Origin of the sequence: Povalibacter sp., from assembly GCF_036735925.1 — a bacterium.
Classification (GTDB): domain Bacteria; phylum Pseudomonadota; class Gammaproteobacteria; order Steroidobacterales; family Steroidobacteraceae; genus Steroidobacter.
In genome coordinates, this window is sequence record NZ_DAINNK010000016.1 from 18,905 (window position 1) to 44,862 (window position 25,958).

Genomic DNA, 25,958 nt, shown 5'->3' on the forward strand with positions numbered 1-25,958 from the left:
GCCGCGGCGGGCCTTCAGGCGGGCCGGCTCACGGAATCGCGTGCGATGTATCGAGGCTCAAACGCCTGCTGCACTTCCAGGCTGTTCTGCTGATAGACGTTGCGCAGGACCCAGCGGGCAGCCATGCGGCTCATGTCGGCAATCGGGTAGTGGACGGTCGAGAGCTTGGGGTAGACGTAGCGCGCGATCGGCGAATCGTCGAAGCCGACGATCGAGAGTTCTTCCGGAAGTCTCAGTCCACGATCATGCGCGGCGGCCATGGCGCCCGCGGCCATGTCGTCGTTCGCGCAGATCACCGCGCTGAACTTCACGCCCTGGTTGAACAGATCGTTCAGGGCGTCGCTGCCGCCGGTCTCGTGATAGTCGCCCTCGTGCAGCAGCCGCTCGTCGAAGGTCACGCCGGCTTCCGTCAGTGCGCGCTTGTGTCCCAGCAGACGCTGCTGCGCGTCGACGAAATCGAGCGGGCCTGAAATGTACGCGATGTTGCGGTGCCCGAGCTTCAGCAGCGACTGCGCAGCCAGATAGCCGCCGAGTTCGTTGTTCAGGCTGAAGCAGCGATCGGCGAGGCCGCGGACCTTGCGGTTCAGGACGACCAGCGGCGCCGATTTCTTGTTCTGCTCGACGATGAACTTGTCGGGCAGCGCTTCGATGTGAGCGATGAGCGCATCGCAGTTGCGACTCACGAGGAACTTGATCGCCTCGGCCTCCAGCTCTTCCTTGCTGTGGCTCGCTGCCACGAGCACGAATTTTCCGGCGGCGCGCAGCGTTTCCTCGATCGCGCTCACCATGGCGCCGAAGAACGGGCCGTGCAGCTCGGACACCAGCACCCCGACCGTGTTGGAGCTGCGCGTGGCGAGGGACTGCGCGATCGAATTCGGCCGGTAGCCGAGCTGCTTCATCGCGGCGAGCACTTTCTGCCGCGTCTTGTCGCTGACCTTCGCGCCCGGATTGATGACGCGCGACACCGTCGCCAGCGACACGCCGGCGAGTTTCGCGACTTCGTAGATGTTGGCCATCCTCGTCCGCCCGCTGTTCCCGTTATTTCGCCATCGCGGCCAGCGTGTCCGGCGCCTTGCAATACTGCTCGACGTACGCCTGATGCGAAGGCAGCTGCGACACCGTCCTGGCGATCCGGGCCTTGATCGTGCCGAGGAAATTCGACAGTTCGGCATCGCCCATGAGATCGGCGACCTGGTGATGCTGTTCCGGCATCAACCCCTGGCCCAGCATGACCTGGACCCAGGAGTTCTCGGCGAACAGTTCGTTGGGCACGCGGAAGACGCGACCGGTTTCCCGGAACAGATCGATGCGATGCTGCAGGCTCGCCGGGATGCTCATCTCGCGGGCGGCGCGCCAGTAAGGGCTGTCCCGCCGCTGGGTCACGTGGTAGTGCAGGATGATGAAGTCGCGGATGTGCTGGATTTCCCAGTTGCTGCGCTCGTTGTACTCGTCGATGTCCGACTGCTGGATGCCGTCGCTCGGGAAGCTCTGCATCAGGCGGCTCACGGCGCGCGAGATCAGATGAATGCTCGTCGATTCGATCGGCTCGAGGAAGCCGCTCGCCAGGCCCATCGCGATGCAGTTCTTGCTCCAGACCTGCTGCCGCTGACACGGCTTGAAGCGGATGACGCGCGGCTCCGTCAGGATCCTGCCCTGGATGTTCCCGAGCAGCGTCTGCTTCGCCTGCTCATCGTCGGTGTAGCGGCTGCTGTAGACGATGCCGTTGCCGACCCGGTGCTGCAGCGGAATGCGCCACTGCCATCCGGACTCGTGCGCGGTCGTTCGCGTGTACGGCACGGGCTCGCCGACCGATTCCGTCTGCAGGGCGAGAGCCGTGTCGTTGAACAGCCAGTGCGACCAGTCGTCGTAGCCGATCTTGAGCGCCTGTCCGATGAGCAGGCCGCGGAAGCCGGTGCAATCGATGAACAGGTCGCCTTCGATGTCGTCGCCGGAGTCGAGCCGCAGCGATTCGATGTAGCCGCTCTGCGCGTTGGTCTTCACCTCGACGATCTTGCCTTCGATGCGCCGGACGCCGTAGCCCTCGCTGAAGCGGCGCAGGAACTTCGCATAGAGACCGGCATCGAGATGGAAGGCGTAGTTCATGCCATCGCGCGGCAGGTGCGCGAAGCGGTTCGCCAGACTGGCGACGAGTTCGAGGCAGTAGTCGCCGTAGTCGCTGGCGAGGTTGCGCTGGCGGCCCTTGAGCCAGAAGTGCTGGAAGCCCGCCGTCCAGTGATCGGTGCCGGTGATGCCGAACGAATGGATGTAGTTCAGGCCGCGGTCGCGCCAGCTGTCGAAGGCGATGCCGAGCTTGAACGTCGCCTGCGTGGCGGCCATGAACTCCTGCTCGTTGATGTCGAGCAGGCGATGGAACGCGACGAGCGTGGGAATCGTCGCCTCGCCGACGCCGACGGTGCCGATCTCGTCCGATTCGATGAGCTTGATGTCGAGGATCTTGCCCAGGATCTTCGAGATGCACGCGGCGACCATCCAGCCTGCGGTGCCGCCGCCGGCGATCACGATTCTGCGAATGCGTTTCTGATTCACTGCCAACTCCTCAACGATTCAATCTCTGCAGCAGGCGTACCCGAAGCTCCCGCATCAGGTCTTCCGTCATCGGCCCCAGCGAACGCCGTGCGCCTTCGGGGACATGCGCGGCGGTGGCCTCGTTCACGTCGAACACGTAGTGGTCGAACATCTTCTTCAGCGCCGCGCGTTGTGCGGGCGGCAGGTCGCGCACCGTCATCATCGCCAGCGTCAGGGCATGCATCGGCGTGTCCATCCACGCCGGCGATTGACGCCACCAGTAGTTCACCAGGACGTTGAGCGCATCGAGCGATTCGACGTGATGCCACCACAGGCTGGGGATGAAGATCGCATCGCCCGGGCCGAGTTCGGCGATCTGCGCGTGCTCGAGCGCCGTTGCGAAGCGCGGGAACCGGTGCAGATCGGGCTGGTGGAAGTCGACCAGACTGACGGGCTGGCCCGCGGGGGTGAAGTCGACGGGGCCGATGTAGAGGTTGTCGATCTGTTCGGGTGGAAACAGGGTGAAGCGTCGCTGTCCCGCGGCGACGCAGGCAAGGTTGTCGGGTAGGTCATGATGTGCGGCGATGCGTGTGTGGTTGCCGATCCACACGCTGGCCAGCGCCCGGCGGTCGCCCAGCTCGATGTCGTTTTCGCTGCGGAATCCCGGCAGGCAGGTGTCGACGGTGGTCGAGCCGACGTAGATCGCGGGCGGATTCGCGGCGCCCTCGTGTCTCGCCATCTCGTTCAGGACGGTGTCGAGCTTGATCTTCACCGCCCGGAAATTGAAGTTGCCGAGGTCGTCGCTGTAGAAAAACCGGCCGTCGATGTCCGGCATGCCGAGGAACGCGCCCACGGTGGCATCGCGATAGAACTTCAGCAGGTAGGCGCGTGCAGCACTGGTCGATTCCAGCGCGGCCTTGACCATCGGCCAGCCCGACACCAGCCCGCGCAGCAGCAGCGGCTGCGTCGACTTCAGGACATCCTCCGGCAGCGAGCGCGGATCGAGTCCGGCGACTTCCTGCATCCGCTCAGGCATGAGCTGTCGTCAGCAGCTTCTGCTGCCGCTCGATGAGCGCGCGGAAGTTCGATAGCGAAGCGATCACCAGGAAGATCGCCTGCAGATAGCCGGCCTTGTGGAGGCGTTCCAGCGCCGCGCCGTCGAGGTTCTGCAGTCGTTCTTCGTGCACGGTGTAAAAGCCGGAGAGGCGATTCTGCGAGCCGTCGGCGAGCTGGATGTCGAAGACGAACGACTCCAGCAGGTTGTGCTCCAGCAGCGCATCGACGAAGGGACCGGTCGTTGCGATTCCCTCGTGCAGCGTGAGGAGCGTGGAGTTGATGCGTTCGAGATAGTCCGTCGTGCCGCCGTGCTCGCGGAACACGGCTTCACCTTCAGTGCGGCTGACGCGAGGATGCTCGAGATCGACGTGCACGAGCAGTTCGCCGTCGCGACCCGCGCCGATCAGGAACGGCTGGCGCTCCACCATCAGCGGCACATAGGTGGCATCCCAGCCGTCGTTCGAGAGGAACAGGTTCTGTCCCTGCTTGAAACCGAACAGGGCCCACGGCTGGAACCTGCCTTCGGGTGTCTTGCTGAAGACGATCGGATAGTGCGCCTGAACGCTGCGGAACTCGGCGGGGAAGGTCTGCGCCGCCATGACGTCGTCGCCGTACTGCGCGCTGCGCGTCGTGACGATGCGCAGGTCCTTGTGCTCGATGTTGTTCAGTAACACGTTCTTCGGCATGCGGATCTCCGGCTGCTAGATGCGAGGCAGCCCGTTGCGTTTGATGTGGCCGATCAGTTCGCGATTGGTCGGCAGCGCCTTGAGCATCTTGTTCGTGAGCGCGGACGTTTCACGGAAGAATTCGTCGGCGCGCTGCGGATCGTCGCTGCGCCGGCGGGCCGGCGGCGACTGCGGGCGGAAACCCATGCCATAGAGCACGTACTGATAGCTGGCGGACGGAAAGATCTCTTCGATGCGCGGCAGATCGTACCGGGACGGCGGCTGGTAACGCCAAAATTCGATGAGGTCCTGCAGCCGGCCGGGAATCGAGTCGGCGCGGCAGTTGTCCCGCCAGTAAGCGGAGTCGCTGCGACGCGTCAGGATGTAGTGCAGCTTCAGGAAATCGATGACGCGTTCCCAGCGATAAAGGAAGGCATCGTTGAAACGATGGGCCACGATGTCCATCGCGCTGCGCGTCGCCGGCAGCTGGTCGCTGAGCATCGCCGCGGAAAATTCCACGATGGCCAGCGCCGAGGCTTCCAGCGGCTCGATGAATCCGCCGGAGAGCCCGATGGCGACGCAGTTGCGATGCCAGAACTTCGTGCGGTAGCCGGGATGGAACGAGAGCTTTCGCGGCGTCGGCGCATCCGCCGGCCCGCCCGTGCGCTCGACGTAGTTGCGCAGTTCGCGCTCTGCCGCCTCATCGGACGTGTGGGCGCTCGAATAGACGTGGCCGATGCCGCGGCGCGTGGGCAGGCCGATATCCCAGATCCAGCCGCTCGTCTGGGCGGTCGAGATCGTCTGCGAGGCGATCGGGCTGTCTTCGTCAGGGTAGGGCACCTGCACCGCGAGGGCTGTGTCGTTGAAGAGCACGTGCTGCTGCGACAGGAACGGAATCTCGTAGTGCCTGCCGAGCAGCAGCGATTGCATGCCCGTGCAGTCGATGAACAGATCGCCTTCGATCGGGCCGCGCTCGCGGGTCTGAACGGCGGCGATATCGCCGTTGTCGCGCGTCTGGATCGCGACGACGTGATCCAGCACGAGCTTCACGCCCAGCTTTTCCGTGCAGTGCTTGCGCAGGAACAGGCCGAATTTCCCGGCATCGAGGTGATACGCGTAGTTCGCGACCGCAGCGTATTCCGGCGTCGACATCTGCTTCGGCGCCTTGCCGTGAACGCAGAGATGTGGCTGGAAGCTCACGAGATCCGCGAAGGGAACGTCGCCGTGGCGCTCCAGCCAGCCGGCGACCAGATTCGTGTCCGTATAGCCCTGCGGCAGGACGAACGGGTGGTAGTAGCAGTCGCCTTCGGCGCCGGTCGCCCACTGATTGAATCGCGAGCCCTGCTTGAACGACGCATCGCATTCGCGGATGAAGTCGCTCTCGGCGACGCCGATGCGTCGCAGCGTGTCGCGCATCGTCGGCCAGGTGCCTTCGCCGACGCCGATCGGCCCGACGTCCGGCGACTCGATCAGCGTCACCCGCAATCCGGATTCCGACTTCGCGCAGTGATCCGCCGCGACGACGCCAGCCGTCAACCAGCCGGCCGAGCCGCCACCCACGATCACCACCTGTCGAATCGGATTCGTCAACGCGAAAAGCCCATGCGAATGCTCTCGATACTATAAGCAGCCGGCGCGGCCCCGGCACCCCGCCGGAAACGAAAAAGCCGCTGTGGGGGACAGCGGCTTTTCCGGCTGCGCGGCAGGGAGCGCCGCGCAGCACCTTGCAGACACAGTGTTCTACTGTCCGAACTTGTAGCGGGCGCCGAGCATGTAGCGCGGCCCGGTCTGGGTTGCGAACAGCAGCTGGTTCGGATGACGGCCATGGATCCGCTGGATCTCGTCCGTCAGGTTGATCACCTCGGCCTGGATCGTGAGCGCGCTCGTGATGTCGTAGCTCGCGCTGATGTCGAGCTGCCCGTACTCCTCCGTGTAGTTCGGGTTCGGCGTGCCGGTGCTGTCGAACGTGGCCGACAGGAACTTGTCGCGCCAGTTGTAGGCAGCACGGATCCCGAAGCCGTAGTTTTCATAGAACGCCACGAGATTCGCGGAATCGCTGAGGCCGACCATGGCGAACTGGTCCTGACGGCTGTAGTTGTCGTATCCGATGTTCGAATCGACCTTCGTGTAGTTGGCCGCCAGGCCGAATCCGCTCTGGCCGAACATGTGCTGGACATTCAGTTCCCAGCCGTCCAGCTTCGCCGACTTCTGGTTGGTGGGCACCTGGATGTCGAACACGGTGATAGGGTCGCCCGGCAGGCCCATGATCGTGCCCGCCGCCGCGTTCACGCCCGGATCGCCATCGTGATTGGTGAAGATGTAGCTGCGGATGCAGCCCAGATCGCCGTTGCACGCGCCGTTGGTGTTCGCCTCGTTGTAGTAGGCGCCGTTCGCCGGATGCGGCAGTTCGAACGGCGTGAGCTGCACCGTGGCAACACCGATGTAGTTGTCGATGTTCTTGCGGAAGTAACCCACCGACAGGTAGCTCGCTTCGCCGTAATACCATTCCATCGACAGGTCGATGTTCTGCGATTCCAGCGGTTTCAGGCTCGGGTCGCCCTGCCGGCCGGTACCGCCGTTGATGCGCGCCAGTCCATCGAGCGTCTGGCCGCCCTGGATGTCGCCCCACTGCGGACGACCGATCGATTCGCCGTAGCTGGCGCGCAGCTTCAGGTTGTCCGTGATGTCGACACTGAAGTCGAAGCTCGGCAGCAGGTAGTCATAGCTGCCTTCGAGCGTCGTGAAGTCGGGCGCACCGAACTGGACGTTGAACTCGTTGTTGCCGCCCCAGACGATGCCGGTCGGGATCGGCACGAGCGCGCTGGAGGTGACGTCCGTCTCTTCGTAACGCAGGCCGATGGCCGCATGCATCGGGCGTCCCCATTCCCAGTCCTGGCTGAACTGGATGTACGCGCTCTTCGATTTCTCTTCGACGCGGCGGTCCGTGCCGTAGACATTCGAGGCTTCGTAGCAGGGCACACGAACCGACTGGTTGCCGTTCAGCGGACAGGTGGCGAGCAGCGGGTCGGTCAGCGCACCGCGCAGCTGGGCCACCTGCGAGCGCAGGCGTTCGAAGTCGAAGGTGAAGAACTGATTGAACAGTGCGGGATTGCCGCTGCCGGAGATCTGGTCGAAGTAACCGCGGATCGTGTCCGCTTTCCAGATGTCGTCGTCGAAGTCCAGGCGCGACAGTCCGGTCCCCGCCGGAGGAATCCAGTCCACAGTCTGTCCTGCTGGCGTCACTCTGATGCCGGTCCAGGTGTTGTCGGACTGCACGTTGGAGAAGGCGGTGCGGTTGTTCACTTCCGTCAGGCCCACGCCGAAGTCGAGGCGCGAGCTGTCCGTGAACTCGAAATCGCCGCTCAGCTGTCCCTGCTGTACTTCCGACTTCATGTAGCTGTTGCGGAAGCTCGATCCGGTCACTTCCATCCGCGACGGGTCGATCGTGGTGCGGCCGTTGCGCAGCGCAATGCCGAGCACCGGGAAATCGCTGGAGAAGATGCCGGTCGTATCGCCGCGGCTGAGGTCGGAAACGCCGAAGGCCACGTTCGAGCCGTAGGGGCTGTCGGGCCCCGATTCCGCCGTGGAATCGTGGTAGTCGAACTGCAGGCCGAGGCGATCGGAAACGTCCCACTTCAGGTTGAAGCCCACCGAGTTGTTCTCGTTCTTGGTCGCGTACTTCGCGCCGCCCATGCCGACGTCGCTGGTGCCGTCCGGAAGCAGTTCCGTGTAGACATCGGGTGCTGCGACGGGGCCGTCGGTCCAGCTGCTGGAGGAGGCGCCGAAGTTGAACCACGCCGACAGCTCGTTGCGTGCGGTGGCGATCTTGTTCTCGGAATAGGTGTAGTCGAGCGTCGCCGTGACGTTGTCGGTCGGCGCCCATTGCAGGGCGAGCTGGCCGTTCGTGCGCTTGCGCTCGACCGAGTTGAAGCTGTAGCCGAGACTCTGCGGCACGGAGTAGGTGTCGGTTGGATCCGGACGGTTCGTGATGCGTTCGGAACCGGGAGAGCCAGGCAGCGGGATCGTGCCCCAGTTCACTTCATCGCCGCCGAACGCGCGCCAGCCGCCGGTGGTGGCCTGGTTGTAGCCGAGATCGCGCTCCTGGTAGCTGCCGCTGATCGCGATACCGAACTTGTCGTCGCCGAACGTATTGCTGTAGATGCCGGAAATCTCGGGCGTGAACGTGTCGCCCTGGAGATTGCTCGGCAGGTTGTCCGCAGAAGTATCGAACACGCCCTTCACGCCGAGGCTCGAGTGCAGGCCAGGCGCATCGAGCGGGCGCGCCGTCCTCACATTGACCGTTGCACCGATGCCGCCGGTCGGGGTGTTGGAACGGCTGGTCTTGTACACCTCGATCGCGGAGATTGCCTCGGAGGCGATGTTCGCGAAGTCGAAGGCGCGCGAATTCGACACCGTCGTGGCTTCGATGGAGGACGCCGGCATCTGGCGGCCGTTCAGCAGCACCAGGTTGTAGTCGGGGCCCACGCCGCGGACCGTGATGCGCGAGCCTTCGCCGATCGCCGTGCGATCGATGGCCACGCCCGTGATTCGCTGCAGCGATTCCGCGAGATTGGTGTCCGGGAACTTGCCGATGTCTTCGGCGACGATGCCGTCGACCACGCCCTGCGAGCTGCGCTTCAGCTCCATGGAGGAGATGAGGCTGCCGCGGATACCGGTGACGACGACTTCTTCGAGCACCTGGGTTTCCTGCGTCAGGGCCGTAGAGAAGACAACGGTTGTTCCGAGAATCAAAGAGATGGCCTGCGCCACCTGGGTGGGTCTGCGTGCGCGATCGTTCACTTCGATGCCCCCTGAGGCTCGTGATGATTGTTCTGTCGCGTATGTAAGCGCTTACAAATTTACGTTAGCATGGGGCCGGCGCGGATGGCAAGACAATCTGTTGATGACGCAACCATGTTTCGCAACCGGATCACAGTCATGGGTTTTTCTGCGGCTCGCCTGGTCGGGCTTCGTGCTGTTTTTACGCTGCTTTTCGGTCTGGTGGCGCTCGATCGCACGCATGCCGATTCGTACTACCCGGAGCGGCCCGACGATCCGAAGGCGGTCTATCTCACCCGGGAGGCATTCGGCGCCCATGGCGATGGCATCGGCGATGATTCCATCGCGCTGCAGAAGGCCATCGATACCGTTGTCGCCACAACGATCCGCGGCATCGTCTTCGTTCCCGAGGGTCGCTACCGGCTGAGCCGTACGATCCGCATCTGGCCCGGCGTCCGGGTCATCGGCTACGGCGGGAAACGCCCGGTATTCCTGCTGGCGGACCGTGCGCCGGGATTTCAGCGCGAGCCCGCCTACCTGTTCCACTTTGCAGGCAACATCCCCGGTCATCCCGGCAATGCGGGGTTCGTTTTTCAGGCCGCGTCGCAACAGGCGAAGTCGATCGACTTCAGCGTGCCGGCGCGCGATGCGAATCCCGGCACGTTCTACTCGGCGCTCAGCAACGTCGACATCGTTCTGGGCAAAGGCAATCCGTCGGCCGTCGCGGTCCGCTCGACCTTCGCGCAGCACTGCTTCCTCGCCCACCTGCGGATCGACGTCGGCACGAGCCTCGCTGGCGTGCACGACGGCGGCAATGTCGTCGAAGACGTCGCGTTCGTGGGTGGGCAGTACGGGATCATGACGAAGACGCCCTCGCCCGGATGGCAATACACCCTGATCGATACGCGATTCGAAGGGCAGCGCACGGCGGCCATCGCATCGGAAGCCGCCGGACTGACGCTGATCCGCCCGCTGTTCCGGAACGTGCCGACAGCGGTTTCGATGGGCGCGGAGAAGGGCGAACAGCTCTGGATCAAGGATGGGCGACTCGAGCACGTCACGGGCCCGGCGCTGCTCATCGGTAACGAGTACAACAGTCGCAACCAGATCAATATCGAGAATCTCGTCGCGCGCGAGGCGCCTGTCTTCGCGACGTTCCGTTCCAGCGGCAGGAAGATTCGCGCGCCGGGCCGCACGTACAGAGTCGCGAATTTCTCGCATGGACTGCACATCGAAGGCTCCGGCGTCGCGAGGGAGCAGCTCGCACTCGAGACGCGATCGCAGATCGAAGTGCTTGCAACGCTGCCGCCGCCGGTGGAGAGCGACCTCACCGCGTTGCCTGCGCAGGGCACCTGGGTCGATGTCAGAACGCTTGGCGCCAGGGGCGATGGAATCGCCGATGACACGAATGCGCTGCAGCAGGCGATCGACAGTCATCGCGCGCTGTATTTCCCGATGGGCGCCTATCGGATTTCGCAGACGCTGAAACTGCGGCCGGACACGGCGCTGATCGGACTGCACGCGGGCGCGGTGCGGATCTTTCTTGCGGACGACACGCCGGCGTTTCAGGGCATCGGCGGGCCGGTCGCGATGATCGAAGCGCCGCCCGGCGGGGCGAACATCATGATTGGCCTGGGCGTTTACACGAACGGCGTCAATCCGCGCGCCGTCGCCGTGAAGTGGATGTCGGGCGAGAAATCGCTGATGAACGACGTGCGCTTTCTGGGAGGGCACGGCACGGCGCAGCTGAGCGGCGAGCCCGAGCCGATCTACAACAGCAACAAGACGGCCGATCCCGACCCGCGACGACGCTGGGATTCGCAGTACCCGAGCCTGTGGGTCACGCAGGGCGGCGGCGGAACGTTCCTCGATATCTGGACGCCGACGCCGTATGCGCAGGCGGGATTGCTCGTCACGGACACGACGACGCCGGGGCGCGTTTATCAGATGTCGAGCGAGCATCACGTGCGCACGGAAGTGAAGCTGGATCGCGTCGCCAACTGGGATCTCTACGCGCTGCAGCTCGAAGAGGAGCGCGGCGAAAGCGGCTTCGCGCTGCCCGTGGAAATTTCCCGCAGCCGCAACATCACTCTGGCGAATCTCTTCATCTATCGCGTCATCAGCTCCAGCCAGTCGGCGCCGCAGGCGGTCAGGGTCAGCGAGTCCAGCGACATCCGTTTCCGCGGCTTTCACTGGTGGACCAACAGCAAGGCGGATTTCAGCAGCGCCGTGGTCGATGCGGCGAATGGCCTCGACATCCGGCAGCGCGAGTTCGCGACGGCGACGCTGAACGATCGTCGCGCCCAGGATCCGGTGAGCGCCTCGGTCGTGCTCGAACCGGGAACCGGCGTCGAGAAAGTGGCTGACGGCTTCGTGCGCCTGGCCGGCGGCGCGGTCGATGGGCGGGGGCGCTTCTACGCGGTCGATGCGCAGCGCCAGCGCATCCATCGCTGGACCTGGCCGAATCCGCTGGCCGAGGAAATCTCGGACGCGCCGTTGGAGCCCGTGAATCTCGCCACCGACAGCGCCGGCAATCTGCTGGTGATCTCCCATGCCGGCGCCGTCTACGCGCTGGCGCCGGATCATCCGGATCGCCCGGTCCAGGCGCTGCAGGCCCAGGCCGCCGCGGATCGCGCCGGGCTGGACGTGATCCTTCCGCAGAACTACTGGACCCACGACATCCAGGTGTCGAAGGGCGAATCGCCGAAGCGTCCGGTTCACTACGTCTCGCCGGACGGCACGACCTTCGTTCCCGCCGGCGAGGACTTCATCAAGGGCCTGCTGAGCTGGGGCACGAAAGACCACGACGTGCTGCGCGCCTATGGCATGACGCGTGCGCGTACCGGCGAGCGCGCGTACTTCACGCTCGAATGGCACGGCAAGACGTTCTCGGCCCGGGTCGGCGCAGACGGCGAATGGCTCGCGCCGACCCTGTTCGTCGAGCAGGGCGGTGAATCGCTGGCGGTCGATCGCAACGGCAACGTCTACATCGCCGATGGCCATGTCTTCGTCTACGACCCGAACGGCCGGCTGATCGAGATCCTGCAGGTTCCCGAGCGGCCCCACGGACTCACGTTCGGCGGCGAGGACGGACGCACGCTGTTCATTTGCGTGGGCCCATCCCTCTATGCCGCACGCATCGCATCGCGGGTCGGCGCAGCTCAGGGACGCGAGTGATGCGGTCGAAGCTCATCGCCGCTCGACGGCTCATCGCGAGGCGGGGAGTTCGACGCCAGATGCTTCAGCGCACCGCCCGCAGACGAGCCTGCTCCTGCTTCACGTACGTCATGAGGTTGAGAAACGTATCGGTCCAGTAGGTGTCCCTGTGTTCCGCCAGATATCGAACCAGTTCGGCATGCGCCTCGGCGGAAACCGCGAGGTGATCGCCGCCCACGCCGTGAAAGGTGAAGTTGGCCATCGTGCCCTTCGCGGCGGCTTCCCTGACGATCGCGATGAGTTGTTCGCCGGTGACGTTCGACGGCGTTGCGACGGGAACCGCGTACGGATCGAGCGTCCGCATGTCTGGCGCGACCGCGCCAGAGCCGGACTTGATCGCGACGAACTCGGCGCGCACGGCGGGCAGATAGAACTCTCCCCCCGCCTTGAGATCGCCGCAGGGCACGGTGAAGGTGCGTTCCGTGCGCCCGTCGATCGCGTGCAGCATCGTGTTGGCAAGCCGGATCTGCGCCGCCAGTTGTCCGACGCGGGTCGTGTCCAGATCGTCGTCGGCGGTGACCCACTCGTGTCCCGGAACGGAGCGCGAGCATTGATGAAACAACGTGTGGTTCGCGAGTTCGTGGCCGTTGGCGGCGGCGGCCCGCCATTCCGGCAGGCGCTTCGCGACCGTGTCGTTGCTCAAAGTCAGGTAGAAGCTGCCTTTCAGCCCATAACGGTCGAGCGTCGGGATTGCATGATCCAGCTGCGACGGCGCTGCGTCGTCATAGGCCAGGCTGACGGCGGCTTGCGCTCCGCGCGGCCAGGCGAAAGGCCTATCCTCCGCGGGCGCTGCGGTTGCCGCAGCCGCCAGTCCCAGGGCGGCCAGGATGAGGATTTGGCGCATCATGAACGTCGTCCGGTAATGCGGGTGGGAATCGTGCCGAGCATAGCGAAAGCCTCAGAGGATCCGCGAGCGTGACGCTGACCGAGCTTAGATACATCGTCACGCTCGCGCGCGAACAGCACTTCGGCCGGGCGGCCGAGCAGTGCAACGTCAGCCAGCCGACGCTCAGCGTCGCCATCAGGAAACTCGAAGACGAACTGGGCGTGTCGCTGTTCGAGCGCGGCAAGCAGGGCGTGATGACGACGCCGATCGGCCAGCGCGTCGTGGCCATGGCGAATACCGTGCTGGAGCAAACGGCTGCGATCAAGGATGTCGCAGCGGTCGACCGCGATCAGCTGGAAGGGCCGCTGGCCTTGGGCACGCTCGGCACGATCGGCCCCTACCTGCTGCCGCAGTTCATTCCGCTGCTGCAGCAGTCGGCCAGTCGTCTTTCCCTCTACGTCGAGGAAGACAGGCTGCCGGTCCTCACTGCCAGGCTGCGCGGCGGCGAACTCGACGCGATTCTGGTCGCAGCGCCGTTCAACGAACCCGATGTCGTTGCGCAGACCTTGTTCGACGAGCCGTTCGTCCTGCTGCTGTCTCCCAGTCATCCGCTTGCAGCCAAGACCGCCATCGCACCGGACGATCTCGATCCTGCCGAGGTGCTGCTGCTCGGCGAGGGCGATCCGTTCCGTGAACAGGTGCTGGCCGCGTTTCCGCAACTGCGGCCGCAGGGCGAATGGGTGCGCAGCGGCGTCAGCGGCAGCACCCTGGAGACGTTGCGTCACATGGTGGCTTCACGGCTGGGCGTGACGATTCTTCCGCAGACCGCCGCCAGTCTGCCGCTGTATGCGCCGCAGATGCTCGTGAGCCGGCCATTTCAGGAGCCCGCGCCGCGGCGTACGCTCGTGCTCGCGTGGCGCATCAGCTTTCCGCGGCACAAGGCGATCGATCTGCTGCGCCGCGCGATCCAGGCGAGCAGCGCGGCCTACTGGAACTACAACACGATGCGCGAGACCGGATCGTCCGGCGTGCTCATCGAGAATCGGGACTGGTGATGAAGCCTCTGACGCGAATCGTGATCATCGGCGGCGGTACGTCCGGGTGGCTGGCGGGCGCGATGCTCCGCCATCACCTGAAGCGCGAGCTGTGCGAAATCGAACTGATCGAGTCCGAGGAGATCGGCACGATCGGCGTCGGCGAATCCACGGTGCCGCCGTTCGTCGGTCTCATCCAGCGGCTCGGGATCGACGAGCAGGCATTCATCCGCGCGACCGACGCGACCTACAAACTCGGCATCCAGTTCATCGGCTGGCATCAGCGAGCAACGTCGTACTTTCATCCCTTCGGTGTGATCGGGCAGCCGATCGGCGGACATGATTTCTATCAGTGCTGGCTGCGGGCGCGCGCGCAGGGCGATACGTCCTCGCTCATGGATTTTTCGCCGTGCAGCGTCATGGCCGACAACAGCCGGTTCTTTCCGCCCGCGAAGGTGCCGAACACGCCGATCGGCGGTGCGAACTACGCGCTGCACGTCGACGCCGCACTCGTCGCCCGCTACCTGCGCGACTATTCGCAGTCCCGCGGCCTGGTGCGCACGGAAGGAAAAGTCACCGAGGTCAGGCAGCGCGAGAACGGCTTCATCGGATCGGTCGTGCTCGAAGACGGCCGCGAGATCCGCGGCGATTTCTTCATCGACTGCACCGGCTTCAAGGCGCTGCTGATCGGCCAGTCGCTCGGCGTCGAGCACGTCGACTGGTCGAACTACCTTCCTTGCGATCGTGCCGTGACGATGCGCAGCGAGGGGCGCGGGCCGTTGCTGCCCTACACGCGCGCGACCGCTCAGGCGTCGGGCTGGAGCTGGCGCATCCCGCTGCAGCAGCGCGTCGGCAATGGCTATGTCTATTCGAGCCGGTTCTGCAGCGATTCGACCGCGAAGGCGACGCTGATCCGCAGCCTCGACGGCGCCGTCGTCGACGAGCCGCGGGTGATTCCATTCGTCACCGGTCATCGACGCGAGTTCTGGAAGCACAACTGTCTGTCGCTGGGTCTGGCGGCGGGCTTTCTCGAGCCGCTGGAGGCGACCTCGATTCATCTCATCGCCCGCGGCATCGACTTCTTCCTGCGGTATTTCCCGGATCGGGACTGCGATCCCGCGCTCGTGCGCGAATACAACCGACGGATGGTCGGGGACTTCGCCGAGGTCCGCGACTTCGTGCTGCTGCACTACTGCGCGACGGCGCGCGACGACTCGCCGTTCTGGCAATGGTGCAGCCGGATCGTTCTGCCGGACTCGCTGCGCGAACGCATCGAACTGTTCAAGCGTCACGGCGCGCTGCGCGACGGGACGGACGAACTTTTTCGCAGCACGAGCTGGCAGGCCATCTTCGAGGGCATGGGAATCCAGCCCAGCCACTACTGTCCGCGGGTCGACAATCTGGACTACGCGCGTATCGCGAATGCGCTCAAGACGGCGAAGGCCGCCATTCATGGCATGGTGGGCCACCTGCCGACCCATGAGGAATTTCTTGCCGCCCGGCATCGTTGACCGAACTGGCGCGCCTGCAACCGTTTGCGATAGCGAGAATCAATCGGCCGGCAATTGAGCACGTCGCGAAGCGTCCTCTATAAGAGTTCCGCCACGACCTGATCCGCCCCGCAGAGGCGGACCTTCGTGGCCTCTCACCAGGGATCCCCATGTCGATCGCGCAACTTTCGGTGGCGTTCTTCCTGCAGCTGTTCTTCATCCTGGCCATCTGCAGGCTCGTCGGCTGGCTGGGCACCCGCTATCTGAAGCAGCCGCAGGTCGTGTGCGAAATGATTGCGGGCGTGATCCTCGGGCCGTCCCTGTTCGGCCTGCTGGCGCCCGACCTTCAGAGGTTGGTGTTTCCGCCGGACATGAAGGGCGTGCTGTACGTAGGAGCGCAGTTCGGCGTCGGCCTGTACATGTTTCTCGTGGGACTCGGGTTCCGTACCGATCACTTCAAGAGCAACGTGCGCAATGCCGCGGCCGTGTCGGTCTCCGGCATGGCCGTGCCGTTCGCGGTGGCGGTTCTGATGACGCCGTGGCTGATGCAGGTGCCCGGGCTCTTCACGGAGTCGGCATCGCGATTTCATGCGACGCTCTTCATGGGCGCCGCGATCGCGATTACCGCCTTTCCGATGCTCGCCCGGATCATCCACGAACGCGGACTGAGTCATACCGCGCTCGGGACGCTCTCGTTGTCGGCGGGCGCGATCGACGATGCGGCGGCGTGGTGCGTGCTGGCAATCGTACTGGCGAGTTTCGGTGCGGGATCCCATGTGGCGGTCACGGCCATCGCGGGCGGACTCGCCTTCGCCGTCGTCATGATCTTCATCGCGCCCAGGTTGCTGGCGCCGCTCGGTCGCATGGCGGAGCGCGAGCAGGCGCTCGGCCGGCCGTTGAGCCCGACACTGATGTCGATCGTGCTCATGCTCTTCGCCTTGAGCGCGTTCGTTGCGGACGCCATTGGTCTTCACGCGGTTTTCGGCGGGTTCCTGCTGGGGACGGTCATGCCGCGCGGCGCGCTCTGCGACCAGTTGAGAAAGACGCTCGAACCGTTCACCGTCGTCGTGCTCCTGCCGATGTTCTTCACGTATTCCGGCCTCAACACCCAGCTCACCATCGTGAGCGATCCGCAACTCCTGCTCGTCGCGATGGCGGTGCTCGCGGCGTCGATCTTCGCGAAATTCGGCGCGTGCTGGGCCGCGGCAAGACTCTGCGGCCAGGACAACCGCACGGCGCTCGGCATCGGCACGCTGATGAATTCGCGCGGATTGATGGAACTCATCATCATCAACATCGGATTGCAGGCCGGCGTCATCGGGCCGGCGCTTTTTTCGATGCTCGTGCTGATGGCCATCGTCACCACCCTCATGGCGTCCCCGGTGTTCGAATGGGTCTACGGCCGGGAAGCGCGGGCGCGAGGGGAGTTGAATGCGCTGGAGACTCCGACGTGATCGCGCCTGGGATGGAGTCGAATCGAAGGACAGGGGTTTCTGTAGGTCAGGCTTCAGCCTGACTTCTGCAAGAGGCCGGCTGAAGCCGGCCCCACAGTAAGAGGCCCTCACCCCAACCCTCCTCCCGCTGCGCGGAGGAGGGGATCGGACCTTGACACCACCCGTTGACCTGCCAATACTCCGTAGCGAATTGTAAGCGCTTTCATCGCTGGATTCACGGCCTGTCGCAGCAGGGTTCGGCCGAAGCGCCGTTGAGAGAACAACTGAACTACATAACCATCCGCGCATGGCTCACGGCAGGCTCAATATCGCATTCGTCGCGTTGACGGTCGCCATCGGCGGCTTTCTGCTCGGCTTCGATGCCACGGTCATCTCCGGGGTCGTGCCGTTCATTCGCGACTATTTCGGCCTCACGGGAACGGCGGGCGATCTGAAGCTCGGCTGGGCCGTCAGCAGCCTGGGCTGGGGTGCGATGGCGGGCAATGCCGTCGCCGGTCCGCTCAGCGATCGGTTCGGACGCCGTGGCGTGCTGCTCGGTACCGCGTTGCTGTTCGTCGTCTCCTCGGTGCTGGCCGCCACGGCGACCACGTTCACCGGCTTCGTGATCGCGCGCATCGTCGGCGGGCTGGCGGTCGGCGGCGCGATCCTCATTGCGCCCATGTACATCGCGGAGATCTCGCCGGCCGAAAAGCGCGGCAGGCTGGTGTCCCTCAATCAGCTGATGATCGTGATCGGCATTTCCGCGTCGTTCTTCTCCAACTACTTCCTGCTCGGCGTCGGCGATCACAACTGGCGCTGGATGCTGGGCGTGCAGACGTTGCCGGCGCTTGCGTATTTCGCGCTGCTGCTGTTCGTGCCGGAGAGTCCGCGCTGGCTGCTGCTGAAGGGGCGCGACGAACAGGCGCTGCAGGTGCTGTCGCGCGTGGCCGGCGCCGATCAGGCGCAGACGAGTCTGCAGCAGATCCGCCAGAGTCTCGCGGCGAAGCCCGTGTCGCGAGGCTTTCGCGGTCTGCTCAGCAGCCGCCTGCGGTTCATCATGGTCATCGCGCTGGGACTGGCGTTCTTCCAGCAGATCACCGGCATCAACGCCATCTTCTACTACCTGCCGACGATCTTCGCGCAGGCGGGCGGCGGCATGGACGATGCTTTCCGCCAGGCGGTGCTCGTGGGCCTGGTGAACGTGGGCATGACGTTCGTCGCCATCTGGCTCATCGACAAACTCGGCCGCAAGCCGCTGCTTGCCGTCGGTGTGGCCGGCATGGCGCTGTCGCTGCTGACGATCAGCGCGGCGTTCAACGGCGCGACGTATCAGGTCAACGAGAACACCATCGCGGCGGTGCAGCAGGCGGGCGTTCCGGAGTCCCTGATTTCCGGGCTCCGCGCGCTGGATGGCGCCTCGTATGACTCCGAGCGTGAATATGTCGCCGCGGTGGCGGGTGAAGTCGGCGTGCAGCAGATCGAGTCGCACCGCCAGTCGTTCGTTTCCGCAGCGCTGACCATGAACGCGAAGCTGGTGCTGATCGCCATCATCGGTTTCGTGGCTTCGTTCGCCATTTCGCTGGGGCCGGTCATGTGGGTGCTGCTGTCGGAGATCTTCCCGAACGAACAGCGCGCGGCAGCGATTTCCGTCGCCGGTTTCTTCAACGCGCTCGTGAGCGCCAGCGTCACGCTGGTCTTTCCATGGGAACTGTCGACGTTCGGGTCGGCAGGCACGTTCCTGATTTTCGGTCTCTTCGCCTCCGCAGCGTTCCTGTTCGTGCTGTTCGTCATCCCGGAAACCAAGGGCCGCACGCTCGAAGAACTCGAAAGCGAGCTCATGACGCCGGCCGGAACGGGCGCGAATCGCACGGATGCGCTACGCAGTGCAGATCCCGCTACGCCATCCATTCAATGACCCAGCATCGCTCCCTTCTCGAATTGCGTCGCCGGTTCCCGTCCGATTTCATCTGGGGTGCTGCCACCAGCGCATTTCAGATCGAGGGCGCTGCGCGTGCGGACGGCAAAGGTCTCTCCATCTGGGACGAGTTCTGCCGGCAGCCCGGCGCCATCGTCGACGGCAGCAACGGCGACGTTGCCTGCGATCACTATCACCGCCTGGAAGCCGACCTCGATCTGATCGCGGATCTCGGCGTCAATGCCTACCGGTTCTCGATCTCGTGGCCGCGCGTGCAGCCGCTCGGCTCGGGCGCCGTGAACGAGGCGGGGCTCGCGTTCTACGAACGCCTGGTCGATGGCCTGCTCGAACGCAACATCCAGCCCTACGCGACGCTGTATCACTGGGACCTGCCGATCGAACTGCAGCAGCGGCAGGCAGGCTGGCTCGCGCGCGATACGGCGCTGCGATTCGCGGAGTACGCGCACGTCGTCACGCGTCGTCTCGGCGACCGGATGGCGTCCATCGCCACGCACAACGAGCCGTGGGTGACCGCGATCCTCGGGCATGAGCAGGGCATTTTCGCGCCCGGCATTCGCAACCGTCGCGTCGCCTACCAGGTGGCGCATCACGTGCTGGTCAGTCACGGCCTGGCGATGCAGGCGATCCGTCAGGCGGGAACGCAGGCCGACGTCGGCATCGTGCTCAACATGTCGCCCGTATCGCCGGCCACGGATTCGGAGCTCGATGCGTTCCATGCGCGGCTCGAGGACGGCAAGCTCGTGCGCTGGTACAGCGACGCGGTGTTGAAGGGCGAGTATCCGCGCGACATTCTCGAACACCTTGGCGCCGATGCGCCCGTCGTGCAGGAAGGTGACGCGGCGCTGATCGGCCAGCCGATCGATTTCCTCGGCATCAACTACTACCACCCGACCGTGTCGAGCAGCGCCAATCCTGCCTCGCCCGTATCGAGCAGCACGGCGGCTGTCACGCACATGGGATGGGAAGTCGCGCCGCAGAGTCTCGCTGCGCTATTGCTGCGCTTGAAGCGCGACTACACGCTGCCGCCGATCTTCATCACGGAGAACGGCGCGGCCTACGAGGATCACGTCGTCGACGGACACATCGATGACGAATCGCGGCGTGCCTACATCGAGTCGCACATTGCTGCCGTCGCCGATGTCATTCGCCAGGGCGTGAACATGAAGGGCTACTTCGTCTGGAGCCTGCTGGACAACTTCGAATGGGCCCAGGGCTACGCGAAGCGGTTCGGCATCATCCACGTCGACTACGCCACGCAGAAGCGCACCGTGAAGAAGAGCGGCCAGTGGTACCGCGCGTTGCTGCACGCTCAGCCGCAGCCGGATTCCCAGTAGGGCTACGGACAAAGAGATTTCACACAGAGATCACGGAGATCACGGAGATCGGAAGAAGAAAATTTCCACGGGGAACACGGGGAACACGGGGTCCGGAATAAAAATCGTTTTCTTGTCCCCGTGTCCCCCGTGTTCCCCGTGGAAACTTCTTCTTCTCTTATCTCCGATCTCCGTGATCTCCGTGCCCTCCGTGCTCTCCGTGTGAAATCCGATTCCCGGTTTCCCCGCCACAATTCGCCATCAAGCATCCGCGCCGCGCCATTCGGGCTGCGGTGTTGTGTCCGCATCCGGGCCTTGAATAGCTCCCACGGGTAAATCGTCACCTGCTGCAACGACGAGTGGTGTGGGAGACAGATCATGTTCAAGAAAGTGCTGATCGGTGCGGTGGCCATCGCCTTGACTTCCGGCGTGGCGAACGCGGGCGAAAACAAGTTCACGAAGGAAGAGGGTGTCGGCATGGGCACGGGTGCGGCGATCGGCGCCGTCGTCGGCGGGCCGATCGGTGCGGCCGTCGGGCTCTTTGTCGGCGGCATCATGGGTGACAGCATCGGCACCGCGAAGCGTGCAGACCTGTATGCGCAGCAGCTCGAAGATCGCGCGGCGGGACTCGAGCGGGAGCTGATCGACACGCGCATCGCGCTGGCGAAGGCCAGCGAGCGTACCGGCGGCGACGAGATGCTCGATCAGCTGGCGCAGCGGCTGCACGCGGACGTGATGTTCCGTACGGCCAGTGCGGATCTCGATGTCGACGTCGCGATGAAGCTCGAAGAACTGGGCAAGCTCGTCGCGGCGCATTCGCAGCTCGTGGTCCATCTCAACGGCTTTTCCGATCCGCGCGGAACGCCGGAGCAGAACCTGGAGTTGTCCCTGCGGCGCGCCGACGCGGTTCGTGAGGCGCTGATTCGGGGCGGTGCCGCTCCGGAGCAGATCCAGCTGACCGCGCACGGCGAAGACCTGACCACGGCGGCGCAGAACGATGTCGAAGCCTATGCGTGGGAACGGCGCGTCAGTCTGGCCATTCGTCCGCTGAGCGCGACCACGGAAGCGGCCGTCGCGCAGACGAATCGCTGACGCTCGCTGCCGCGACAGGACCGGCGCATGAGCGCCGGTCCGCAGCGTTCGGGCCAGTAGCCAGCAACCAGCAGCCCTTCTAGAGTCGAGCTTCTCTCCATGTGTCTAGCGGACATCGTCATGACCGAAACCAGTCCTGCCGTCGCCAGCATCGTCGATTTCGCGAAGACGGCGCCGGAAGTCTCCGTGTCGAGTCCATCGGCGGATCGGCTGCTCGCCGGTACTCCCAGGCAGAAGACCAGCAATGTCTTTTCCGATGCCGGCGGCAAGTTCTTCGCCGGCGTCTGGGAAAGCACGCCCGGCAAGTGGCGGGTCAGTTATAGCGAGAACGAGTTCTGCCACGTGACGGCAGGTCGCATCCGCATCACCGACCAGGCCGGTGACGGGCGCGAATTCGGCGCGGGCGACACCTTCGTCGTTCCGGCAGGCTTCGAAGGCACGTGGGAAGTGCTCGAAGCGGCCCGCAAGCTGTATGTGATCTACGAACCTTGATGCTCCCTCCGCGCTGACGCGCTGCCATGGTGCGCGCGGTCAACGTCCCCGCACCGGAAAGGCACAGGACTGCACCGACAGCGTGCTCTTCCTTCGCGACCGGTTCGATGGCCTCTTTGCTTTGCTTCGGTCTGTTTGACGAAGCAATTCAAGCGGACCCTGCCTTTGCGCCGGCCAGATCTCCTTTCTGCGTGATCTCCATTGCTTCGGTCACGTGACATGCGCGTCGCATGGCACGGTTGCTGCATTCATAACCCTCGGCAGCGGCTGTTGCGTTCATACACCAAATGATTCGCGCCATGGCCGCTCAAGTTCAAAGCGCGTTCTGTTTTCACCACATAGGGGAGTTCTATGCGCAATGTGAGACTGCTGGCTGCACTGGGTCTGATCTCGATGGCGGGCGTAGCCCAGGCCGAAGTGAGCGGCACGGCGACGATCGTCAGCGACTACGACTGGCGTGGTTGGACGCAGACGGATTACTCGCCTGCCCTGCAGCTGTCGCTGGACTACTCCAGTGGCGCCTGGTACGCCGGCACCTGGGGTAGCAACGTCGGTGCAGGCGGCACCAGCGATCCTTCCACCGAGATCGATTTCTACACCGGCTTTGCCGGGGAATTCGGCGATTCCGGCTTCGGCTGGGACGTCGGTCTCAACTACTACACGTATCCCGGTGCCTCGGATATCAACACGCTCGAGATCTACGGCAAGCTGAGCTACAGCGTCGTCACCGGCTCGCTCTGGTACGCCGACGACTATTTTGATTCGGGCGAGAGCGCGTACTACCTCGGTCTCGACGCCAGCATCCCTGCCGGCCCCGTCAGCGTGGATCTGCACGCCGGTCTGAGCGACGGCGATGCCTTCGACAACGCGGCCTACACGGACAGCTACACCGACTACAGCATCGGCGTTTCGTATGCCTCCGACAATTTCACGCTGGGTCTCAAGTGGGTGACGCAGGACTCCGACGACGTCACTTCGGACGATCGGGTGATCCTGTCGTTCGGCACCAGCTTCCCCTGGGCGAAGTGATGGCTGGCTGAGCCGCGCGCTCGGCCGCAAAGGCAGGCAGGCCCCGGGACGCACGTTCGTCCCGGGGCTTTTTCGTTGCTGCGCCAGGTGTTGTGCTTTTGCATCGGTATTCGCTCCCGATCAGCCGGTAGGTTAATCTTCGCGCCGCTCCGTCGCATGGACGGTGTGTTTCTTTTTCACTACATGAGGATCAGTAATGGGCTATCCGAGAACTCTCGCTCCGCACAGCGTCGTGCTGGGCCTGGTCGGACTACTGGGGGCAGGCGTCGCCGCTGCCGAGGTTTCCTCAACGATCACACTGACGAGCGATTACGACTGGCGCGGCATCACGCAGACGGACGAAGACCCCGCGCTGCAGGCCAGCATCGACTGGGCCGATGACAGCGGCTGGTACGTCGGCGCATGGGCGAGCAACGTCGATTTCGGACCTGGCGATCCGAACTACGAAGTCGATCTGTACACCGGCTTCTCCGGCGGCGACGAGGATGGTCTGGGTTGGGACGTCGGCATCCAGTACTACGCCTATCCCGAGGAATCGGACTTCAACTTCCCTGAAATCTACGGCGGCCTGAGCTACGGCATGTTCTCGGGCAAGCTCTGGTATTCGAACGACTTCGCCAATACCGACGAGAGTGCCTTCTACCTGGAGGGCGCCGCGGCGATTCCGCTGCCGGCCAACCTCACGCTCGATCTGCACGTCGGCTACAGCGACGGCGATGGCGTGGAGGCCTCGTACGGCCTGTCGAACTACTTCGACTACTCGGTGGGCGTGAGCTACACGATCGAGAAGTTCGACCTGTCGCTCAAGTACGTCGACACCGACATCGACGGTGCCGACACGGATCGACTGATCTTTTCGATCTCCACCACGCTGCCGTGGTAATCGACGGCCGCTGCTGATCTCAGGATCAGCGCATGCGTCGAAACGAAACCCCGGACGGCAACGTCCGGGGTTTCGTCATCTGGCCGGTCAGTCGACGCTGTCGAGCAGTTCGCGCATCACGGTCACGATTTCATCGATCTGCTGCGGCTCGATGATCAGCGGTGGCGACAGCGCGATGATGTCGCCGGTCGCGCGGATCAGCAGGCCGCGCTCGAAAGCCTTCACCAGCATCTCGTAGCCGCGTGCGCCCGGCGCGCCCGCGCGCGGCTGCAGTTCGATGCCGGCGACCAGCCCGACATTGCGGATGTCGATCACGTGCGGCGCTTCGCGCAGCGAGTGCAGCGCGTCTTCCCACTGTTTCGCCAGCGCCGCGCCGCGCGTCAGCAGGCCTTCGTCCCGGTAGATCTTCTGGGTCGCCAGGCCCGCGGCACAGGCCACCGGATGCGCCGAATACGTGTAGCCGTGGAACAGCTCGATCGCATTCTCCGGCCCGTTCATGAAGGTGTCGTAGATGTGCTTGCGCACGAACACCGCGCCCATCGGAACCGCACCGTTCGTCAGGCCCTTGGCCGTCGTGATGATGTCCGGCAGCACGTCGAAGTACTGCGCGCCGAACGGTGCGCCGAGCCGGCCGAAGCCCGTGATGACTTCGTCGAAGATCAGCAGGATGCCGTGCTTGTCGCAGATCTCGCGCAGGCGCTGCAGATAGCCCTTCGGCGGCAGCACGACGCCGGCCGAACCTGCAACCGGTTCGACGATCACCGCGGCAATCGTCGAGGCATCGTGCAGCGCGACCAGGCGTTCGAGATCTTCCGCGAGATGCGCGCCCCATTCGGGAATGCCGCGCGAGAACGCATTGTGTTCGAGATCGAGCGTGTGCCGCAGATGATCGACGCCCGGCAGCATCGCGCCGAAGAACTTGCGGTTGTTGACCATGCCGCCCACCGAAATGCCGCCGAAGCCGACGCCGTGATAACCCTTCTCGCGACCGATCAGGCGCTGGCGCGCGCCTTCGCCGCGCACGCGGTGATAGGCGACGGCAATCTTCAGCGCCGTATCGACCGACTCCGAACCGGAGTTGGTGAAGAACACATGATCGAGATCGCCGGGCGTCAGCTTCACCAGTTCGTTCGCGAGTTCGAACGCCGACGGATGACCCATCTGGAAGGGCGGCGCGTATTCCATCGTGGCGATCTGTCTGCTCACGGCCTCGCTGATTTCGCGTCGGCCATGGCCCGCGTTCACGCACCACAGGCCGGCGACGCCATCGAGAATTTTTCGACCGTCGGGCGTCCAGTAGTACATGCCTTCGGCGCGCGCGAGCAGGCGGGGATTGGCCTTGAACTGCCGGTTGGCCGTGAACGGCATCCACAGGGCTTCGAGATCGCTGCGCGACGGTTTGGCGGACATGGCACTGCTCCGGTGACGGGGCCGGGATGATAAGAAAATTCGACAGGGTGCTCAATGGAATGACGGAAATCCGCTAGAGGTTGGGCCAGTGTGTCGATTATCCTAAACACTTCCCGCGCGACAGGAACCGGCTCATGAGCATCGATGTAGGCACGCATCTCAAGAACGTGAGAGTCATGTACGGGCTGTCGCAGCGCGAGCTGGCGAAGCGCGCCGGCGTGACCAACGGCACCATTTCGCTGATCGAGCAGAACCGTGTGAGTCCCTCCATCAGTTCGTTGAAGAAAGTGCTCGATGGCATCCCGATGTCGCTCGCGGAATTCTTCACGCTGGATCTGCAGACCGATCCGCAGGTGTTCTACGGTCGTGACGAATTGACCGACATCGGCGATGGCGCCATCGCGCTGCGACTCGTCGCCGCCAAGCGGCCGAATCGCGCCATGGCCATCCTGCACGAGCGCTACAGCGCAGGTTCCGACACCGGCGATGACATGCTGAGCCACAAGGGCGAAGAGGGCGGCATCGTGCTGTCGGGTCGCATCGAACTGACGGTCGGCGGCCAGAGCCGCGTGCTCGGTCCGGGAGATGCGTATTACTTCTCCAGCGCCGTGCCGCATAGATTCCGCAATACCGGTGCGGAACCGTGTGAGATCATCAGCGCCAGCACACCGCCTACGTTCTGAGTCACGAAAGTCACGAGGGTCACGAAAGTGACCGAGTGACTTCCGGCTGTATTACCCGCGTCACTTGCGTCACCTTCGTGACTTTCGTCACCTTG

The 25,958-nt window shown here is 64.3% G+C and carries 19 protein-coding genes; 11 read left to right on the forward strand and 8 right to left on the reverse strand.

Going from position 1 to position 25,958, the window contains the following annotated elements; translation table 11 throughout:
- Window positions 1-14: 14 nt before the first annotated feature.
- The 6 genes from V7D81_RS07260 to V7D81_RS07285 form a co-directional block, all read right to left on the reverse strand.
- Window positions 15-1,016: a LacI family DNA-binding transcriptional regulator gene (locus V7D81_RS07260; RefSeq protein ID WP_324315479.1), complete on the reverse strand. Its 1,002-nt coding sequence runs from the start codon at window positions 1,014-1,016 to the stop codon at window positions 15-17.
- Between the two features lie 22 nt (window positions 1,017-1,038).
- Window positions 1,039-2,547, reverse strand: a complete 1,509-nt coding sequence (locus V7D81_RS07265; RefSeq protein ID WP_324315480.1) for a tryptophan halogenase family protein — start codon at window positions 2,545-2,547, stop codon at window positions 1,039-1,041.
- Window positions 2,548-2,557: 10 nt separating this feature from the next.
- Window positions 2,558-3,562 carry a cupin-like domain-containing protein gene (locus tag V7D81_RS07270; protein ID WP_324315481.1) on the reverse strand — a complete coding sequence of 335 codons (1,005 nt, stop codon included), beginning with the start codon at window positions 3,560-3,562 and terminating at the stop codon, window positions 2,558-2,560.
- Complete coding sequence (locus V7D81_RS07275; protein ID WP_324315482.1) at window positions 3,555-4,268, reverse strand: SapC family protein; 714 nt, start codon at window positions 4,266-4,268, stop codon at window positions 3,555-3,557. Before V7D81_RS07275 ends, V7D81_RS07270 begins: the two co-directional genes overlap by 8 nt.
- Window positions 4,269-4,283: 15 nt before the next feature.
- Window positions 4,284-5,837 carry a tryptophan halogenase family protein gene (locus tag V7D81_RS07280; RefSeq protein WP_324315483.1) on the reverse strand — a complete coding sequence of 518 codons (1,554 nt, stop codon included), beginning with the start codon at window positions 5,835-5,837 and terminating at the stop codon, window positions 4,284-4,286.
- Window positions 5,838-5,987: 150 nt separating this feature from the next.
- Window positions 5,988-8,999, reverse strand: a complete 3,012-nt coding sequence (locus tag V7D81_RS07285) for a TonB-dependent receptor (protein ID WP_349257628.1) — start codon at window positions 8,997-8,999, stop codon at window positions 5,988-5,990.
- Between the two features lie 186 nt (window positions 9,000-9,185).
- Between V7D81_RS07285 and V7D81_RS07290 the strand changes: the two genes are divergently transcribed.
- Window positions 9,186-12,203 (forward strand): glycosyl hydrolase family 28-related protein, encoded by a 3,018-nt coding sequence (locus V7D81_RS07290; RefSeq protein ID WP_324315485.1) that lies wholly within the window; start codon window positions 9,186-9,188, stop codon window positions 12,201-12,203.
- A gap of 64 nt (window positions 12,204-12,267) precedes the next feature.
- On the opposite strand, the gene V7D81_RS07295 is transcribed toward V7D81_RS07290, so the two are convergent.
- Window positions 12,268-13,089, reverse strand: a complete 822-nt coding sequence (locus V7D81_RS07295) for a polysaccharide deacetylase family protein (RefSeq protein ID WP_324315486.1) — start codon at window positions 13,087-13,089, stop codon at window positions 12,268-12,270.
- Window positions 13,090-13,157: 68 nt separating this feature from the next.
- On the opposite strand from V7D81_RS07295, the gene V7D81_RS07300 reads away from it, so the two are divergent.
- The 9 genes from V7D81_RS07300 (at window position 13,158) to V7D81_RS07340 (ending at window position 23,770) form a co-directional block, all read left to right on the forward strand.
- On the forward strand, window positions 13,158-14,123 hold the full coding sequence (locus V7D81_RS07300; RefSeq protein WP_324315487.1) for a hydrogen peroxide-inducible genes activator: 966 nt from the start codon (window positions 13,158-13,160) through the stop codon (window positions 14,121-14,123).
- Window positions 14,123-15,613: a tryptophan halogenase family protein gene (locus V7D81_RS07305; protein ID WP_324315488.1), complete on the forward strand. Its 1,491-nt coding sequence runs from the start codon at window positions 14,123-14,125 to the stop codon at window positions 15,611-15,613. The genes V7D81_RS07300 and V7D81_RS07305 overlap by 1 nt, the downstream gene beginning before the upstream one ends.
- Window positions 15,614-15,762: 149 nt before the next feature.
- On the forward strand, window positions 15,763-17,046 hold the full coding sequence (locus V7D81_RS07310) for a cation:proton antiporter (protein ID WP_324315489.1): 1,284 nt from the start codon (window positions 15,763-15,765) through the stop codon (window positions 17,044-17,046).
- Between the two features lie 286 nt (window positions 17,047-17,332).
- Entirely contained in the window at window positions 17,333-18,940 is a 1,608-nt protein-coding gene (locus V7D81_RS07315; RefSeq protein WP_324315490.1) for a sugar porter family MFS transporter, read from the forward strand.
- A complete protein-coding gene (locus V7D81_RS07320; RefSeq protein WP_324315491.1) occupies window positions 18,937-20,295 on the forward strand; it encodes a GH1 family beta-glucosidase in 1,359 nt (452 codons plus the stop codon). The genes V7D81_RS07315 and V7D81_RS07320 overlap by 4 nt, the downstream gene beginning before the upstream one ends.
- Window positions 20,296-20,652: 357 nt before the next feature.
- Window positions 20,653-21,366 (forward strand): OmpA family protein, encoded by a 714-nt coding sequence (locus tag V7D81_RS07325; protein WP_324315492.1) that lies wholly within the window; start codon window positions 20,653-20,655, stop codon window positions 21,364-21,366.
- A 120-nt stretch (window positions 21,367-21,486) separates the two neighbouring features.
- On the forward strand, window positions 21,487-21,858 hold the full coding sequence (locus V7D81_RS07330; protein WP_324315493.1) for a cupin domain-containing protein: 372 nt from the start codon (window positions 21,487-21,489) through the stop codon (window positions 21,856-21,858).
- Window positions 21,859-22,209: 351 nt separating this feature from the next.
- On the forward strand, window positions 22,210-22,887 hold the full coding sequence (locus V7D81_RS07335; protein ID WP_324315494.1) for a TorF family putative porin: 678 nt from the start codon (window positions 22,210-22,212) through the stop codon (window positions 22,885-22,887).
- A 196-nt stretch (window positions 22,888-23,083) separates the two neighbouring features.
- Entirely contained in the window at window positions 23,084-23,770 is a 687-nt protein-coding gene (locus tag V7D81_RS07340) for a TorF family putative porin (RefSeq protein ID WP_324315495.1), read from the forward strand.
- Between the two features lie 87 nt (window positions 23,771-23,857).
- Here the strand turns inward: V7D81_RS07340 and V7D81_RS07345 are convergent, their stop codons facing one another.
- Window positions 23,858-25,180, reverse strand: a complete 1,323-nt coding sequence (locus V7D81_RS07345) for an aspartate aminotransferase family protein (protein WP_324315496.1) — start codon at window positions 25,178-25,180, stop codon at window positions 23,858-23,860.
- Window positions 25,181-25,314: 134 nt separating this feature from the next.
- On the opposite strand from V7D81_RS07345, the gene V7D81_RS07350 reads away from it, so the two are divergent.
- Window positions 25,315-25,863, forward strand: coding sequence for a cupin domain-containing protein (locus tag V7D81_RS07350; protein WP_349257627.1), 549 nt, complete (start codon window positions 25,315-25,317; stop codon window positions 25,861-25,863).
- Window positions 25,864-25,958: the final 95 nt, after the last annotated feature.

Bases quoted from the DNA above. Each gene is read 5' to 3' on its own strand.
- V7D81_RS07260 (WP_324315479.1), bottom strand. From the start codon at position 1,016: ATGGCCAACATCTACGAAGTCGCGAAACTCGCCGGCGTGTCGCTGGCG.
- V7D81_RS07315 (WP_324315490.1), top strand. From the start codon at position 17,333: ATGGCTCACGGCAGGCTCAATATCGCATTCGTCGCGTTGACGGTCGCC.
- V7D81_RS07330 (WP_324315493.1), top strand. From the start codon at position 21,487: ATGACCGAAACCAGTCCTGCCGTCGCCAGCATCGTCGATTTCGCGAAG.
- V7D81_RS07335 (WP_324315494.1), top strand. From the start codon at position 22,210: ATGCGCAATGTGAGACTGCTGGCTGCACTGGGTCTGATCTCGATGGCG.
- V7D81_RS07340 (WP_324315495.1), top strand. From the start codon at position 23,084: ATGGGCTATCCGAGAACTCTCGCTCCGCACAGCGTCGTGCTGGGCCTG.
- V7D81_RS07320 (WP_324315491.1), top strand. From the start codon at position 18,937: ATGACCCAGCATCGCTCCCTTCTCGAATTGCGTCGCCGGTTCCCGTCC.
- V7D81_RS07350 (WP_349257627.1), top strand. From the start codon at position 25,315: ATGAGCATCGATGTAGGCACGCATCTCAAGAACGTGAGAGTCATGTAC.
- V7D81_RS07290 (WP_324315485.1), top strand. From the start codon at position 9,186: ATGGGTTTTTCTGCGGCTCGCCTGGTCGGGCTTCGTGCTGTTTTTACG.
- V7D81_RS07310 (WP_324315489.1), top strand. From the start codon at position 15,763: ATGTCGATCGCGCAACTTTCGGTGGCGTTCTTCCTGCAGCTGTTCTTC.
- V7D81_RS07270 (WP_324315481.1), bottom strand. From the start codon at position 3,562: ATGCCTGAGCGGATGCAGGAAGTCGCCGGACTCGATCCGCGCTCGCTG.
- V7D81_RS07325 (WP_324315492.1), top strand. From the start codon at position 20,653: ATGTTCAAGAAAGTGCTGATCGGTGCGGTGGCCATCGCCTTGACTTCC.
- V7D81_RS07305 (WP_324315488.1), top strand. From the start codon at position 14,123: ATGAAGCCTCTGACGCGAATCGTGATCATCGGCGGCGGTACGTCCGGG.
- V7D81_RS07345 (WP_324315496.1), bottom strand. From the start codon at position 25,180: ATGTCCGCCAAACCGTCGCGCAGCGATCTCGAAGCCCTGTGGATGCCG.
- V7D81_RS07275 (WP_324315482.1), bottom strand. From the start codon at position 4,268: ATGCCGAAGAACGTGTTACTGAACAACATCGAGCACAAGGACCTGCGC.
- V7D81_RS07295 (WP_324315486.1), bottom strand. From the start codon at position 13,089: ATGATGCGCCAAATCCTCATCCTGGCCGCCCTGGGACTGGCGGCTGCG.